Origin of the sequence: Marinobacter sp., from assembly GCF_048266785.1 — a bacterium.
GTDB lineage: Bacteria > Pseudomonadota > Gammaproteobacteria > Pseudomonadales > Oleiphilaceae > Marinobacter.
In genome coordinates this window covers 136869-153783 of the sequence record NZ_JBLWYX010000003.1, presented here as the reverse complement: position 1 = coordinate 153783, position 16915 = coordinate 136869, and the positions used below count along the sequence as shown (strand labels likewise).

14 protein-coding genes are annotated in these 16915 nt (G+C 54.2%); all 14 read right to left on the bottom strand.

The window, feature by feature from the left end; genetic code table 11:
• Position 1: 1 nt before the first annotated feature.
• Positions 2-1528 carry an amidophosphoribosyltransferase gene (purF, locus tag ACN0V1_RS06170; protein ID WP_417544169.1) on the bottom strand — a complete coding sequence of 509 codons (1527 nt, stop codon included), beginning with the start codon at positions 1526-1528 and terminating at the stop codon, positions 2-4.
• A 34-nt stretch (positions 1529-1562) separates the two neighbouring features.
• Positions 1563-2099 (bottom strand): CvpA family protein, encoded by a 537-nt coding sequence (locus tag ACN0V1_RS06165; RefSeq protein ID WP_417544168.1) that lies wholly within the window; start codon positions 2097-2099, stop codon positions 1563-1565.
• 91 nt (positions 2100-2190) lie between these two features.
• Positions 2191-2862, bottom strand: coding sequence for an SPOR domain-containing protein (locus tag ACN0V1_RS06160; RefSeq protein WP_417544167.1), 672 nt, complete (start codon positions 2860-2862; stop codon positions 2191-2193).
• 112 nt (positions 2863-2974) lie between these two features.
• Positions 2975-4279: a bifunctional tetrahydrofolate synthase/dihydrofolate synthase gene (gene folC / locus ACN0V1_RS06155; RefSeq protein WP_417544166.1), complete on the bottom strand. Its 1305-nt coding sequence runs from the start codon at positions 4277-4279 to the stop codon at positions 2975-2977.
• Positions 4260-5186 (bottom strand): acetyl-CoA carboxylase, carboxyltransferase subunit beta, encoded by a 927-nt coding sequence (gene accD, locus ACN0V1_RS06150; protein WP_291948818.1) that lies wholly within the window; start codon positions 5184-5186, stop codon positions 4260-4262. Before accD ends, folC begins: the two co-directional genes overlap by 20 nt.
• A 45-nt stretch (positions 5187-5231) precedes the next feature.
• Complete coding sequence (gene trpA / locus ACN0V1_RS06145) at positions 5232-6044, bottom strand: tryptophan synthase subunit alpha (RefSeq protein ID WP_417544165.1); 813 nt, start codon at positions 6042-6044, stop codon at positions 5232-5234.
• Between the two features lie 31 nt (positions 6045-6075).
• Positions 6076-7284: a tryptophan synthase subunit beta gene (gene trpB, locus ACN0V1_RS06140; RefSeq protein WP_417544387.1), complete on the bottom strand. Its 1209-nt coding sequence runs from the start codon at positions 7282-7284 to the stop codon at positions 6076-6078.
• Complete coding sequence (locus ACN0V1_RS06135; protein ID WP_417544164.1) at positions 7277-7906, bottom strand: phosphoribosylanthranilate isomerase; 630 nt, start codon at positions 7904-7906, stop codon at positions 7277-7279. The genes trpB and ACN0V1_RS06135 overlap by 8 nt, the downstream gene beginning before the upstream one ends.
• Positions 7903-8811: a tRNA pseudouridine(38-40) synthase TruA gene (gene truA / locus ACN0V1_RS06130; protein ID WP_417544163.1), complete on the bottom strand. Its 909-nt coding sequence runs from the start codon at positions 8809-8811 to the stop codon at positions 7903-7905. The genes ACN0V1_RS06135 and truA overlap by 4 nt, the downstream gene beginning before the upstream one ends.
• Positions 8812-8917: 106 nt before the next feature.
• Complete coding sequence (locus ACN0V1_RS06125) at positions 8918-11989, bottom strand: FimV/HubP family polar landmark protein (RefSeq protein ID WP_417544162.1); 3072 nt, start codon at positions 11987-11989, stop codon at positions 8918-8920.
• A 313-nt stretch (positions 11990-12302) separates the two neighbouring features.
• A complete protein-coding gene (gene asd, locus ACN0V1_RS06120) occupies positions 12303-13418 on the bottom strand; it encodes an aspartate-semialdehyde dehydrogenase (protein WP_417544161.1) in 1116 nt (371 codons plus the stop codon).
• Positions 13419-13528: 110 nt separating this feature from the next.
• Entirely contained in the window at positions 13529-14602 is a 1074-nt protein-coding gene (gene leuB, locus ACN0V1_RS06115; RefSeq protein ID WP_417544160.1) for a 3-isopropylmalate dehydrogenase, read from the bottom strand.
• Between the two features lie 72 nt (positions 14603-14674).
• A complete protein-coding gene (leuD, locus tag ACN0V1_RS06110; RefSeq protein WP_417544159.1) occupies positions 14675-15322 on the bottom strand; it encodes a 3-isopropylmalate dehydratase small subunit in 648 nt (215 codons plus the stop codon).
• A gap of 21 nt (positions 15323-15343) precedes the next feature.
• Positions 15344-16762 carry a 3-isopropylmalate dehydratase large subunit gene (leuC, locus tag ACN0V1_RS06105; protein WP_417544386.1) on the bottom strand — a complete coding sequence of 473 codons (1419 nt, stop codon included), beginning with the start codon at positions 16760-16762 and terminating at the stop codon, positions 15344-15346.
• Between the last annotated feature and the right edge of the window lie 153 nt (positions 16763-16915).

Below are 16915 nucleotides of genomic sequence, written 5' to 3'. Positions count from 1 at the left end.
TTCAGTCTTCGTCGTTATAGAGGTCAATGATGCCGTTGTCGGTTGACCCTGTGTCTACATCACCGGAACGGGTGGTGTCATTGCGGGTTTCGTCAAGCCGATTGAGATAGGCGGCGTCAATATCCCCCGTCACATACTTGCCGGTGAACACGGAACATTCCCAGCCCTCTATGCTGTCGTTTACATCGCTGACACAGGTCACCAGGTCCTCAAGGTCCTGATACAGGAGCCAGTCTGCCCCGATCAGGGTACCGATTTCCTCAACGGTTCTGTCATGAGCGATCAATTCGCTGGCCGATGGCATATCGATCCCGTAAACATTGGGGTAGCGCACCGGGGGCGCAGCCGATGCAAAGTAGACTTTTCTGGCGCCGGCGTCCCTGGCCATCTGCACAATTTCCTTGCAGGTGGTGCCGCGGACAATGGAATCGTCAACCAGCATCACGTTTTTTCCCTTGAACTCCAGATCAATCGGATTCAGTTTCTGGCGCACCGACTTTTTGCGCATTGTCTGGCCAGGCATGATGAAGGTCCGGCCTATATAGCGGTTTTTGATAAAACCTTCGCGGAATTTCACCCCCAGCCGATGCGCCATCTGCATGGCCGATGTCCGGCTGGTATCAGGAATGGGCATAACCACATCAATATCGTGATCCGGGCATTCCCGCAGAATCTTGTCTGCCAGTGTTTCCCCCATACGCAGCCTTGCCTTGTAAACGGAGACGCCATCTATGATGGAGTCCGGCCGGGCAAAATAGACATGCTCAAAAATGCAGGGGTACAGATGAGGGTCTTTAGCACACTGTTGGGAGTTCAGGGTTCCATCGGTTTCGATATAAACGGCCTCTCCCGGGGCTATATCTCTCACCAAAGTGTAACCGGCAGCGCTGAGAGCAACACTCTCTGATGCGATCATGTATTCCTTGCGTCCGTCCTCAGCGGTGCGCTCGCCGTAACAGACCGGGCGAATTCCATTCGGATCGCGGAAGCCGACAATACCGTAGCCGGTGATCATGGCAATCACCGCATAGGCGCCCCGGCAACGCTGATGAACCGCACTGACTGCAGAGAAAACATCTTCCTTGGTCGGGTCAAGCTTGCGTAGCTTTTGCAGCTCGTGCGCAAAAACGTTCAACAGCACTTCTGAATCCGAATTGGTATTGATGTGGCGAAGATCTGTACGGAACAGGTCCTGGCTTAGTTCGTCGGCATTGGTCAGGTTACCGTTGTGGGCCAGGGTGATGCCGTACGGGCTGTTCACATAGAAAGGTTGCGACTCCGAAGAACTGGAACTGCCTGCAGTCGGATAGCGCACGTGACCTATTCCGACGTTGCCGACCAACCGCTGCATGTGACGGGTGTGAAAAACGTCACGAACCAGTCCGTTATCCTTGCGCAGGAAAAAGCGATCATCCTGAAAGGTAACAATACCCGCTGCATCCTGGCCCCGGTGCTGAAGTACGGTCAGCGCATCATAGAGCGACTGATTAACGTGAGAAGTACTGACGATGCCGACAATGCCACACATGGATAAGGTAATCTCCGAGTGTTGATTCTGAATGTTAGCGGGATGCGGACGTGGGTTCCACAGCCTTCTGGGATTCCGGCTCCAGGAAACGGGCGAACTCATCGCCAAACGTTCGTCTGGACCAATCTTCAACCACCCCAAGGCGGTCTATCATGACTGAGGTTCTCCACCAGGTGTCCTGAGCCAGAGGTGTATAACGAATAAAGGCGATCGCGACGATAACAACGACAAGCCCTCTTAGCAGACCGAACCCCATGCCCAGTACCCTGTCCGTAGCAGAGAGCCCGGTTGCTCGGACCAGATGTCCAATCATGTTGTTGATGATGGCACCGACTATAAGCGTACCGAAGAAAAGAATGGCAAAGGCTGCAATAAGGCGCACAAGCGGGGTTTCAACTGTACTCTCCAGCAAGGCTTGCATCTGGGGATGAAACGTTCGCGCAAGTATGAACGCGCCCACCCACGTGACAAGAGACAGCGCTTCTTTCACAAAGCCCCGTTTAAGACTGATGAGAGTAGAGATTGCAATCAGGGCGATGATGACCCAGTCAATCCAGATCAGCGCTTCCATGGAAATCCCGGTGGAGAAAAGGAAGCGCGGATTCTATCAGGAAACGCCGGCTCGCCAAACCGCAAGAACGATATAAAGCGGGTGGAAAGGGTTATTTATCGCCGGAGGTGACCAGACTGTTCAGGCTGAAAGCCTCGTCCAGTGCTCGCTTTGCAGACTCAGCCTCGGTTTTTTCAGCAAAAGGTCCACTGAATACCCGTGTCAGGGTGATATCACCCCGGACAACTTCCTGAAGATGAGAATTATAACCCTTGTCGCGTACCTTTTCCCGAAGGCGGCGAGCGTTATCGCCATTGCCAAAACTGCCTAGCTGAACAACCCAGGCGCCTTCAAGAGAACGCGTAAACTCTGCACTCGTTTTCTCTGCCTCAACCTCAGCAGGAGTGTCCGTCTTTACAATCCTGTCTGGTTGGTCCTGTGCGCCTGCAGAAGGTGCAGGCTCGGGTTTTGCAGGCTCCGCTACTTCAGGAGCCTTATTGCTGCGGTTGTCCGGAACAGGCTGCACAGCCGGCCCATCATTTTCCAGAATACGATAGTCCTGTGCGCCAGAGCTTGCCGTTGCCGGCCGGTCTTTCTGGTACGGGGGCGGAGACGCAGTATCGGAGACAGGCGCTTCTACTTCCGGAAACGGTGGCTCCTCGGGGATATTGATCGAAGTCGATGTGCGCCCTGAGTGGGGCTCATCGAAAATCATGGGTACAAAGATAACGGCCAGCGAAACCAGAACCAGCGCACCGATTATTCTTTGTTTCAGTCCATCCACGTTTCTTGACTCCCCGTCTGGTTGACCTGGCACATACTAACTGCCCGCCTGTCATAACTCAAAGCCCTGCACTGTGCTATGGACAAAGTTTAAGGCGCCCGGACACCTGGGCTCAGAGCAGCAGCCTGCGTGCTTCGGCAACCGTAAAAAATGAGCCAAACACGATAATAATGTCTTCAGTTACTGCGCCCGCCTTTGCTGCAGCAATCGCATCTGCAACAGAGTCGTGTGTACTTGCTTGCCCCAGCAGCGCTGATTCAAGCCTTGTCCGCAACGTTTCTGAACCGAGGCCCCGATGCACGTCCAGACCAGCCAGAAACCAATAGTCGACAGCGGGTGCCATCGCATGAGCCACGCCCTCAACATCCTTGTCCTCAAGCGCCGCGTAAACCGCGTGAACTTTCTGACCTTTGGACTTTAGCGCCTGAAGCCTTGCTGAAAGCCACTTGGCTGCATGAGGGTTGTGCCCAACGTCCACGTACAGGTCAGGCTTGTGTCCAAGGCGTTCGAACCGACCGGGCGCTTTGACGCGAACCAGCGCTGCCTCAATCGCAGCTTGATCCATTTCAGGCTCGAGAGACCGCAATGCCATCACAGCAGCCGCAACACTCTGTACCGGCAGTGGCCCCGACGGCAATCTGAAGGCGTCGTCCTCAACGTGCAGGGTTACCGCACTTTCGTCAGAGCCTGTTACAACCTCCTGGATCGTGTACTCATGCCCCGCCCGAACCAACGCTACCTTTTGTGCCGCTGCCTGTTGAAGAACCGATCGTGGAGGATCCTCATCGGCAACAACAGCCGGTATGCCCGGGCGAAGAATACCGGCTTTTTCAAATCCAATGACCTCGCGGTTGTCTCCAAGAAAAGCCACGTGATCAATATCAATGGACGTTATGATCGCCAGGTCCGCATCTATCACATTCACTGCATCAAGACGGCCACCAAGGCCAACCTCAAGAATCCAGTCCTGCACTCCGGATTCGTTCAATGCGACAAACGCCGCAAGAGTGCCAAACTCGAAATACGTCAGTGTTACAGAGCCACGAGCCGCTTCCACCTTTTCGAACGCTGCGATGAGAGTTGCATCGTCAATATCCAGACCATCAATACGGACACGCTCGTTGTATTTCTGGAGATGAGGTGAGGTATAGGCGCCAGTGCGCCGGCCAGCCGCCTGCAAAAGTGCTTCAAGGGTCGCAACAGTGCTGCCTTTGCCGTTGGTACCGGCAACGGTAATAACCCGTGCTGTGGGTTTCTTCCGGAACAGCCGGCGCAGAACCACTAATACCCGGTCAAGTCCGAGGTCTATCTCTGTGGGATGTATCGATTCGAGCCAGAGCAGCCACTGATCAAGTGTGGCACCCTCCCCCGGTGCTGCCGGGGGCAGGGGTTTCTGTTTACTCTGCGGGGGGTTCAATGTCTGGCTTTTCCGTTATTTCAAATTCGATCGGATCTTCCGTATCGGGCCGCTCTTGACCGCTAAACTTAGCCAGCACGTGCGCAATGCGCTCACGCATCTGATGGCGGTGCAGAATCATGTCGATTGCACCGTGCTCCAGCAGAAATTCACTGCGCTGGAAACCTTCTGGCAGTTTTTCACGAACCGTCTGCTCAATAACCCGCGGGCCCGCAAACCCGATCAGTGCATTGGGCTCTGCGATATTAAGGTCACCCAACATGGCCAGACTCGCAGACACACCGCCAAAAACAGGGTCCGTCATCACCGAAATGTAAGGAATGCCCTCTTGCTTCATGCGCTCCAGCACGGCCGCTGTTTTGGACATTTGCATCAGGGAAAGAATGGCTTCCTGCATACGCGCACCGCCGCTGGCGGAAAAGCAGACCAGGGGGATACGTTCGGCAAGTGCAACATTCGCGGCCTGAACGAACTTTTCACCAACAACTTGCCCCATGGACCCACCCATGAAGCCAAACTCGAAGGAACACGCTACCAGAGGAACGCTCAATGTTGTGCCTTTCATAGCGACCAGGGCGTCTTTCTCACCGGTGGCTTTTTGAGCCTGCGTGAGGCGATCCTTATAGCGCTTGGTGTCTTTGAACTTCAGTCGGTCCCAAGGCTCGAGGTTAGCGCCAATTTCCTCACGACCTTCTTCATCAAGAAAAATGTCGAGACGACGGCGGGCATCAACTCTCATGTGATGGTTGCATTTAGGGCAAACATCCAGATTTTTCTCAAGTTCCGGCTTGTATAGAAAGGCGCCGCACTTAGGACACTTTTTCCATAGCCCTTCGGGAACACCGGTTCTGCGATTGGAGTCCGAGCGGATCTTGCCCGGCATTATCTTGTCCAGCCAGTTACTCATGGTTATATCCTGTCCTTTGATTCCGGCCTGCCCTCACCTTCGGGGTCAGGAAGCCAGGCTATCCAGTGCTTCACGCATCGGGTTGAGCAGATCCGTCAGTGCCCGTTTAAGCTCTTCGATATCTGCCTGATTTCTGGCTATTGTATCGACCAGTACACTGCCAACAATTACACCATCGGATACCCGTCCCACGGCGGCCGCTGTTTCTGCGTCGCGGATGCCGAAACCGACACCCACCGGAAGGGCCGTCAATTCATGGATATGTGCAACCTTGGCGGCTACTTCTTCCACGTTTATTTTCGCTGCTCCGGTAACGCCGTTGAATGAAACATAGTACACATATCCCGAAGAGTGATCGGCAATTGCACGAATTCTTTCATCGGTTGTCGTCGGCGCCAGCAAAAATATCGGATCGAGCCCTTTTCCGGCGAACAGCGGCGCGACATCACCTGCCTCTTCTGGCGGCAGGTCTACCGTGAGCACACCATCAACACCCGCTGCCACTGCGGCGTCTGAAAATGCCTCGTAGCCCATGGCTTCTATAGGATTGAGATAGCCCATCAACACCACCGGGGTGGTGTCATTGGTTTGTCTGAACTCACGCACTATCGCCAGAACACGGCGCAACGATGTGCCGTGTTTGAGCGCACGCTCGCAGGCCAACTGAATGACCGGGCCATCGGCCATCGGATCGGAAAACGGCACCCCCAGCTCGATGATATCGACGCCGGCCTCGACCATTGTGTGCATCAGGCCAACGGTCTCATCCGGATGAGGATCACCGGCTGTAATAAAGGGAATTAGTGCCTTACGGCCCTGTCCTTTGAGGGTCTGGAGAACCCCTTCGATTCGGCTCATGCCTGCTCCTGTCGATTATTCAGACCGTTATTTACAGCTCAATACCATCCAACTGTGCAATGGTATGAATGTCTTTGTCGCCGCGACCGGATATGTTGATTACGACCATCTGGTCTTTATCCATCGTGGCTGCAAGCTTGACTGCATAGGCTATCGCATGCGCCGTTTCAAGTGCCGGCATAATACCCTCAACCAGCGTCAGCATGCGGAAAGCGTCCAGCGCTTCATCGTCGGTAACCGACACATAGTTGGCCCGCCCGATATCTTTCAACCAGCTATGCTCAGGCCCTACTCCAGGGTAATCAAGGCCTGCACTGATCGAATGTGTCGCGGCGATCTGGCCGTCATCATCTTCCATCAGATACGTGCGATTACCATGAAGTACGCCCGGTCGACCCGCACATAAAGGCGCTGCATGCTGACCGGTTTCGATACCAAGCCCGCCGGCCTCAACACCATAGAGCTGCACGGATTCGTCTGTCAGGAATGGATAAAACATGCCAATGGCATTGGATCCGCCGCCCACACAAGCCACTAGCGCATCCGGCAGTTTTCCGGTTTTCTCCAGTGACTGACTGCGGGTTTCACGGCCGATCACCGACTGGAAATCCCGGACCAGAAGCGGATAAGGATGCGGGCCTGCGACGGTGCCGATAATGTAGAAGGTATCGTCAACGTTGGTGACCCAGTCGCGCATGGCGTCATTCATTGCGTCCTTGAGCGTACGACTTCCACTCTGGACCGCGTGCACCTGAGCCCCAAGAAGCTTCATGCGATACACGTTCAGTGATTGGCGCTGAACGTCTTCAGCGCCCATGAAAACATGGCATTCCAGCCCGAGGCGGGCACAGACTGTAGCGGTCGCAACCCCATGCTGACCGGCCCCGGTTTCGGCGATGATTCGTTTTTTACCGAGAAAACTGGCGAGCAAGGCCTGACCAATGGTGTTGTTAACCTTGTGCGCGCCTGTGTGGTTGAGGTCTTCACGCTTGAGCCAGATCTGCGCTCCGCCGGTCTCCCGGGTCAGCCTCTCGGCAAAGTACAAAGGGCTGGGGCGGCCGACATAATCTGCAAGATCCTTGTCGAAGGTAGCCTGAAACTCAGGATCTTTTTTCAGCCTGAGATACTCTCTTTCCAGAGTCATCAGGGAGTCCATCAGCGTCTCGGAAACAAAGCGTCCGCCAAAGGCACCGAAGTGCCCCCGCGCATCCGGTAGTGCCGTCAGCATTTCTTCAGTCAATTTTACAGACACGGTGAACCTCTTTGATAAATTCAGAAATTTTTTCGATGTCTTTGATGCCCTTGCTTTTTTCTACGCCTCCGCTGACATCAACAGCCCACGGCTTCACCTGCTCTACAGCGCGGAATACGTTATCAGATGACAGGCCACCGGCCAATATAAGTGGCAAGGGCCGCTCCAACGGGATCAGGTCCCAATTGAATGAATGCCCGGTACCTCCATATCGCGCAGGGTCCCATGCATCCACCAACAGCCCGGCGGCTGAATGATATTCGGCAAACGCCCGCTCAATCTGCCCTGCATCCTGAACGCGCACGGCCTTTATCCACCGTCGACCAAATTGCTCGCAAAAATCTGCCGTCTCGTCACCATGGAACTGAAGCAAATCCAGTGGTATGTGATCAAGGACGTCCCTGACCTGCTCTACCGATGGGTTCACAAACAACCCGACAACCGACACAAATGCGGGTACATGCCGGGCCAGCAATTTAACCTGTTCAATGCTAACCGCACGAGGGCTGGGCTCGTAAAACACGAACCCCAGAGCATCCGCACCGCTTGCAACAGCCGCTTTCACATCCTCAACACGAGTCAGACCGCAAATTTTGACGCGTGTATTCATGAAGTTGTTACCCGCTGTTTGGGGTGAATATGCGTTGGATAGACCGGGCGATTCTCTGCCTGGCTGAACCATGGCCTCATAAATCCCGGACCGCAGTCTGCAGCAGGTAGATTAAAGCCTTCAGGGTACCCGACATCAACCAGATACAAGCCATGGGGCGGCGCGGTTACTCCGGCATGCGTGCGATCTTTTACAAGCAGTATGTCACGAATCCAGGACTGCTTCTGCTTTCCGGTACCTACATCCATAAGCGCCCCCGCAATGTTGCGAACCATGTGGTGCAAAAAAGCGTTAGCCTGCACATCAATTACGACGAAGTTTCCTTTCCGGGTTACCTTTATCTGCTCAAGAAAGCGCACAGGGGTTCGAGATTGGCACCCGGCAGCACGAAACGAAGAAAAGTCATGCTCGCCCACGAGCGCCTGAGCTGCGCAATGCATGCGCTCAGCATCAAGCTCCCGAAACACCCAGCTTACCTGCCCTCGCTGGATTCCCGGCCTTACAGGACTGTTGTAGATTACGTAGCGATAACGCCTGTAAATTGCGGAAAAGCGGGCATGGAAATCATCACTTCCATTGCCAGCCCAATGTACCGCGATATCGAAAGGAAGCGCAGTATTGATACCCATTACCCATGAGCGAAGATTGCGGATGGAAGGCGTTTCGAAATGCGCTACCTGATAGCTTGCATGAACCCGGGCATCGGTGCGGCCCGCACATACAAGATCGACGGGGTGATCAGCGACTTTTGCAACAGCTTTAGCCAGCTCTGCCTCTACTGAGCGAACTCCCGACTTCTGAAGCTGCCAACCATGAAAATCGCGGCCATCGTATTCGAACGCCAGGGCAACCCGTCCGCCACCGATGGCATTATCCGCTGTGAGTTCCTGAGGGTTGAGAAACACGTGTGAATCCGGAAAGTATGTTGCTGTAAAAACAAAGCGCCAGCTGAGTGCCGGGAATAACCCCGACGGCCGGCGCTTGCTGCCTCTGTAATCCGATTATAACGGATCAGGACATATTTTTAAGCAGGTCTTGAGCTTCAGTCTTCTGCTCATCATCTCCCTCAAGAGCTACCTCTTCAAGAATATCCCGAGCTCCGTCGCTGTCTCCCATCTCGATATAGGCTCTCGCGAGGTCCAGCTTCGTCGCCGCCTCATCTGTACCGGCGAGGAAGTCAAAATCATCATCGTCACCGAGATCACTTTCATCGATATCAGCGGCGAGTGATTTCGCAGTGTCATCCCGTACCTCATCGGAAGCAAGCGGCAGCTCATCATCTGCCAAATCATCTTCTGCAAAGGCATCCTCAAGATCCAGCTCGTCATCCAGAGACAGCTCTTCGTCTTCGAGACTCGCCTCGGCTAAATCGGCAGAATCGGAGAACTCTTCCATAAGCGCAAGATCCTCATCAGACACGTCCAACTCGAGATCATCAAGCGTTGACTCTTCCGATTCGGAACCGCCAAACTCGTCGTCCTCGTCGGCGACCTTGTCCAGTTCTGCATCCAGCTCGTCCAGGAAAGATTCGTCCAGAGTATCAATGCCAGTACTACCGGTTTCCGGCGCAGACTTTAATGCATCGCCAGAAGACAGGTCAGACGGCTCTTCGAGTTCGTCCAGTGAATCCTCGGTCTCATCCAGATCAATCTCCAAAGAAGAGAAATCACTTTCGTCTTCAGTCTTGTCGGCGTCCGCTTCTTCTTTGGTGTCCGGAAGCCCAATACCCGAAAGATCGTACTCAATCAGATCGTCACTGTCCTTCTCGTCCACCTCATCAACTTCCGCATCGGCGGATTTCTCAGCCTCTTCGAGGGTATCAAGATCGAAATCAGACAAGTCGGAATCAAAATCACCAAATTCGTTTTCAACCTGGTCTTCGCGGCTTGCGTCATATTGATCAGCCAAGAGCTCATCAGACAATGAAACATCACTGTCAGACGGATCTGACGTCTCTGCATTCTCATAGTCTTTTGCGGTACCGGAGCTTCCATCAACATCAAAGGAGTCCGAAGCATCGGATTCTCCACCGAACGACCCGGAACGCAGCTGCGATTCGAGATCGTCAATGCTCGGCATTGACTCGGCTTCTTCAAGGCGCGACCGCAGGTCGTTTGCCTGGGCAATTGCTTCGTCGTCGTTCAGAGCCTGAATCTCGCCGAACTGTTTCTCGAACGATTCGCGATCCTGATTATCTGCGTAAACCCCAAGTAGCTTGAGACGCAGATCGGTGCGGCTTGGCTCGCGAGAGATAGCGGTTTCGAGAGCCTGCACGGCCTGATCATAACGACCATAAGCAACATACCGGTCTGCTTCTTCAAGAGCATTGCTGATGCCACTCTGCTCCGGCTCGTCTTCTTCGAGGCTCAGATCGAAGGTGTCGTCAGACGCGTCCGATTCGCTATTGAGCTGCTCATAAAATGCTTTCTCGCGGTTTGCATTGCGGCGCGCAAGAAGCAAAAGAAGCAGCAACAGGATAACCAGTCCGCCCCCCAGGGCAATCTGATAGAAAATGTTGCCGGTAATTGCATCAATTACATTGCCCGGAAAACCTTTGTCCGCAACAGGCTGGGGCTTCGGTTGGGGCTTGGCTTCCGGCTGCTCAGTTGGCTCTGTTTGGGCAGTTGGCTCTGTAATAGCTGCCGACTCGGGCTGAGGGGAGGGCTCAGATTGCTCGCTTGACGCGAGAGTTGCATCGCCTGCCTGCTCCGTGGCATCAGCGCCGGCAACAGGTTGCGCTTCGGCATCCGCAGCTTCAGTTGAGCTCGCAGCTCCCTGATCGTCGCCCATTGCAGCAACGTCAGCGGCGCCTGGCTCCCCGGCAGTAGTGGCAGAGTCGGCCGCCTGTTGGCCAGACTCCTCGGTGGGCGCCGCGTGGGCAACCCCTTCAGTTTGATCGGTTGCGTTGTCTTCACCGGTAACCGGAACCGTTGTGGCCCCAGTATCGTTAGCAGCACCTTGCTGAATTTCCGCAAGCTGAGTGTTTTTCAGTTCAAGCAAGCGCTGCAGAGTTTGCACCTGGTCCTGAAGATCATCAACGCGGGTATTGAGTTCGCTGTTCTCCCTGCGGGCACTTTCAAGCTCTTCCATGGCCACAGCGGCGCCGGCATCTACACCACCGGCAAGCTGACCATCTCCGCCGGCGGAGCCGCCCTCAGCCTCGTTCCGGCCGCCTTCATTATCGGCAACCAGAAGCTTGAGCTCGTCACCACCCGCCGGTGCTTCGTTGGCGGCGCCAGTATTGGGCTGTTGAGCAATTGTGGCATCAAGGGGGCGCCTGGGCTTCTGAAATTCCTGATTCTGCTGAGCAACAACACGAACCGCCTCAGCACGAGTGCGGCTGCGGATCTGCTCTGCAGACGGAACACGCAACACCTCACCACGCTTAAGCCTGTTGATATTGTTGTCAATAAATGCGTTCGGATTCAGGTCCTGAAGAGCCAGCATAACCTGCTGCATGGACAAACTGTTGTCCGGACGAACAGTCGCCGCAATAGTCCACAGTGTGTCAGACGCACCTGTTGGCCCAAACGTGCCCGCCTGATAACCGGGGCTTCGGGACTGCTCAACTCTAGCCTGGCGCCGAGCCGATTCAGCATTGCGCGCAGACGATGCTGGTCGGGACTGGGCAGAAGATGCGATTGAAGGCGCCCGCACCTGCTCAGAAACACCAGACTCTTCAGCATAAACCGGAGGGTCTACCAGAACAGCATATTCACGCATCAGCCGACCGTTCGGCCAGGTCAACTCCAGCAGAAAGTTAAGGTACGGCTCTTTCAATGGTTCCCGGGATGAGACATTCACCACCAGATTGCCATCCGAGCGAGTCGCCACCTCGAAACGAAGTTTTCCGAGAAACAGATTCCGTTGCAGGCCAAGCCTCTGATAAGCCCTTTCGGAAGCGATGTTCACAAACACATCGCCGGGATCTACTCCCTGACTTTGCGGCAGAACAATCTCTGCATCCATCGGCTCATTCAGATATGACTGAAGTTCAATTTCACCTAATCCGAGAGCTTGAGCGACACCGGATCCGAGTCCCCCAGCCAGAGCCAGAGCAACAGCAAGCTTGCGTACCTTCATGCGTTTTCCTTTCCAGTCCCGTTATTCGTGACTGCTTTTTTCAAACAGAATCGGACGAAGCAGGACGAGTTTCGTCTGGATAATTCTGGTTTGAGATGAAGTGTTTTAAAATTTAAGTCCGGCAAGTATTGTTGATAAAACCTCTTTTATCAATCAATCAGACGCAATCCTTGCACCATTTATTTACCAGTTGCGCGGAACTCCCTAGTGTTCCTGAAAATAACAGGGGCGGAGCCTGAAATCAGCCTCCGCCCCCGAACCGGCTTCCTGAAACCGGACACAGTTGGCATTTATTGCCTCTGTGTAACAATTCTTAACGTTCCTGCAGGATTCGCAACATACGGCGCAGCGGCTCCGCAGCTCCCCAAAGGAGTTGGTCACCAACGGTAAACGCAGAAATATACTCCGGCCCCATGGCCAGCTTACGAATACGCCCGATGGGCACACTCAGAGTGCCGGTCACCTTGGCAGGGGTCAGTTCCTCAATGGTCACCTCGCGGTCATTCGGAATGACTTTAACCCAATCATTGGCCTTGGCCAGGATGGATTCGATTTCTGCGACCGGAAGATCCTTCTTCAGTTTGATGGTCAGCGCCTGACTGTGGGAGCGCATGGCTCCAATCCGAACACAGAGACCGTCAATGGGGATAGGGTTTTCCGAGCGACCAAGAATCTTGTTGGTCTCAACGCCCGCTTTCCACTCTTCCTTACTCATTCCGTTATCAAGCTGCTTGTCGATAAACGGAATAAGGCTCCCGGCCAGAGGCACCTGAAAGTGCTCTGTAGGAAAGCCGTCGGAACGCATGGTTTCGGTAATCTTCCGGTCAATTTCCAGAATCGCCGAAGACGGGCTTGCCAACTCATCCCCAACACTGCGGTTAAGCTCACCCATCTGGTTGAGCAACTCACGCATGTTTTGTGCACCGGATCCCGATGCCGCCTGATAGGTCATGGGAGAAACCCATTCAATCAGGTCCTGCTCCAGTAGCCCTCCGAGGGCGAGCATCATCAGGCTGACGGTGCAGTTGCCGCCAATATAATCCTTAACACCGCTGCTCAGCGCGGCATCAATCACATTGCGATTCACCGGATCCAGAACAATGACAGAGTGATCCACCATCCGCAGTGTGGATGCAGCATCAATCCAGTAACCTTTCCAGCCTGCATCACGCAGTTTCTGATAGACCGCATTGGTGTAGTCACCGCCCTGACAGGTCAGCACCACATCCAGGGTTTTGAGGGATTCGATATCGAACGCGTCCTGCAACGGCGGCACGCCTTCCTTCCCTACGTCCGGAGCTGGCTGACCAGTCTGGGAGGTAGAAAAAAATACCGGATCGATATCAGCGAAATCATTTTCTTCGCGCATGCGCTGCATGAGGACAGAACCCACCATACCGCGCCAACCTACAAGTCCAACTCGCTTCATGTGCGACCTTTGAACCTCTCTTGTGCCCACCCCAACCTTTATCGCCGGCAGGGACAGGGTGAATGATCCCGCAGCAACCGCATCGTATTGCTGTCGGGGATTATCGTAATTTACAGCGCAGCCAGCACCGCTTCGCCCATTTCGCCGGTAGACACCCGAGTACTGCCTTCAGACATTATATCTGCAGTACGCAGACCCTGATCCAGTACCTTACTGACAGCCGTTTCGATGGCTGCAGCGGCCTTTTCTTCATCAAGACTGTAGCGCAACATCATGGCTACACTGAGAATCGTGGCCAGCGGATTGGCAACGCCTTTGCCGGCAATATCCGGCGCTGAACCATGGCAAGGCTCATACATGCCCTGTTTTTCAGAGTTCAGCGACGCCGATGGCAACATACCAATAGAGCCAGTAAGCATGGCTGCTTCGTCTGAAAGAATATCACCAAACATGTTACCAGTCACAATCACGTCGAACTGTTTGGGCGCGCGAACCAGTTGCATCGCGGCGTTATCCACGTACATGTGGGAGAGCTCCACATCCGGATATTCGCGTTTCAGGTCGTTCATGATTTCGCGCCAAAGCACAGTCACTTCCAGCACATTGGCCTTGTCGACCGAACACAACTTCTTGCTGCGCTGCTGCGCGGCCTGGAACGCAACCCGGCCAATACGACGGATTTCAGCTTCTGTATACGCGTAAGTGTTGTAACCCTGGCGCTCGCCACTCTCGAGTACACGCACGCCCCGAGGCTGGCCAAAGTAGATGCCACCGGTCAGTTCCCGAACAATCATGATATCCAGACCTGAAACCACCTCAGGCTTGAGCGACGATGCAGACGCCAGCTGCGGGTAGAGAATAGCCGGACGCAGGTTGGCAAAGAGCTCCAGGGTAGAACGCAAACCAAGCAAGCCTTTTTCCGGCCGCTGCGCCATGGGCAAGCTATCCCATTTTGGACCACCTACCGCCCCCAGCAAGATTGCATCGGCCTTGCGGGCTTTCTCAAGAGTATCGTCGGGCAATGGGTTGTCGGTTTCATCCAACGCAGCGCCTCCGACGAGACCCGATTCGAAACTGAGTTTCAGACAAAATGTTTCGTTAACAGTGCGCAGGACTTTCTCAGCCTCTGCAACAATTTCCGGGCCAATGCCGTCTCCCGGCAGAAGAAGTACCGTTCTGGACATGATGAGCTTCCAAATCCTTGTGAGCCGGGTCGGGCAGACCCGGCAAGTTATGAGTTATAGCCAGATTACGCGTTACTGGCCCGCATTAAACAGCCAGGGTGCGGTCTGACGACGCTGATCTTCATAAGTTTTGATCAGCTCTGCATCTTCCAGCGTTACGCCGATATCATCGAGACCGTTGAGCAAACAGTGGCGACGGAAGTCATCCACATCAAAACCAAAGGATTCACCGGTCGGAGTGATCACGGTTTTTGCCTCGAGGTCCACGGTCAGCTGATACCCTTCCGACTCTTCAGCTTCACGAAATAATTGATCTACAATTTTTTCTTCAATAACAATCGGTAACAAGCCATTCTTAAAGCAGTTGTTATAGAAAATATCAGCAAAGCTCGGCGCAATAATAACCCGGAAACCGTAATCATCAAGAGCCCAGGGCGCATGCTCACGGCTGGAACCGCAGCCGAAATTACTACGGGCCAAGAGCACACTCGCATTTTTATAACGAGGCTGATTGAGCACAAAATCCGGATTCAGGGGGCGCTGTGAGCTGTCCTGATCAGGCTTGCCTTCATCCAGATACCGCAGGGCATCGAACAGGTTCGGGCCGAAGCCAGTGCGTTTGATGGACTTCAGAAACTGCTTGGGAATAATCATGTCCGTATCCACATTGGACCGGTCCATCGGGGCCACAAGGCCCTTGTGTTGCGTAAATGCGCGCATGGTTCAGTTCTCTCCTGTGGCTCAGTTCAGCAGTTCGCGAACATCAACAAAGTGGCCGGATATGGCAGCAGCAGCGGCCATGGAAGGGCTCACCAGATGAGTGCGACCACCAAAGCCCTGCCGGCCTTCAAAGTTACGGTTCGAGGTAGAAGCACAGTGCTCACCCTCCCCGAGTTTATCCGCGTTCATCGCCAGACACATGGAGCACCCAGGGTCACGCCATTCCAGGCCTGCTTCGATGAAAATCTGATCCAGACCTTCGGCTTCCGCCTGCGCTTTCACCAGGCCGGAACCCGGAACAACCATCGCCTGTTTGAGGCTACCGGAAACTTTGCGCCCTTTGACCACGGCGGCAGCTTCCCGCAGGTCTTCAATACGACTGTTGGTGCAGGACCCGATGAACACCCTGTCGAGCTTGATATCGGTAATCGCCTGGTTTGGCTGCAGACCCATATATTTCAAAGCCCGCTCGATGCCTTCACGCTTGATCGGATCTTCTTCCTTCGCGGGATCAGGCACGTTGCCGGTTACGTCCGCAACCATTTCCGGAGACGTGCCCCAACTGACCTGCGGCAAAATGTCTGCGCCGTCGAGTTCAACAACCTTGTCAAATACGGCATCCACGTCGCTGTGCAGCGTGCGCCAGTAGTTAACGGCGGCATCCCAGGATTCATCTTTGGGAGCGAATGGCCGGCCTTTTACATATTCGATAGTGGTACCGTCAACGGCAACCATGCCAACCCGGGCACCGGCTTCAATGGCCATATTGCAGATGGTCATCCGGCCCTCCATGCTCAGATTCTGAATCGCCTGACCTCCAAACTCGATAGCATGGCCGGTACCGCCAGCGGTACCGATTTTACCGATGATCGCCAACACGACATCTTTACCGGTAACACCTTTGCCAAGCTCGCCGTTCACCTTGACCAGCATATTCTTCATTTTCTGCTGTACCAGACACTGAGTGGCCAGCACATGTTCAACTTCGGACGTACCTATACCGTGAGCAAGGCAGCCAAAAGCACCGTGGGTAGACGTGTGGGAATCACCGCAAACAATGGTCATACCCGGTAGCGTAGCGCCCTGCTCTGGCCCGATCACATGCACAATACCCTGACGCTGATCCATGATCTTGAACTCAAGAATCCCGAACTCATCGCAGTTCTTGCCCAGCGTTTCCACCTGAATGCGGGAAACCGGATCGACTATGCCGTCAATGCCTTTTTCGCGATCAGTTGTCGGAACGTTGTGGTCAGGCGTGGCCAGGTTGGCATCGATGCGCCAAGGCTTGCGCTTTGCAAGGCGCAGCCCTTCGAAAGCCTGGGGCGACGTAACTTCGTGCAATAATTGCCGATCAATGTAAATCAGCGCAGAGCCATCGTCCCGCTGCTTGACCAAGTGATCGTCCCACAACTTGTCGTATAAGGTCTTACCCGCCATGATTCTCTCTCGCTCTCTGGAGGTGCAGTTATGTGATGCTTTTAACATTCTGTAAACCATCATACCGCTCGCGAACAAATAACCGCAATTCATGTTTTTTATTCATCGCATTCCAAATAGTTATGCATTAGTCTTTTCCTGAAAAAGCACAAC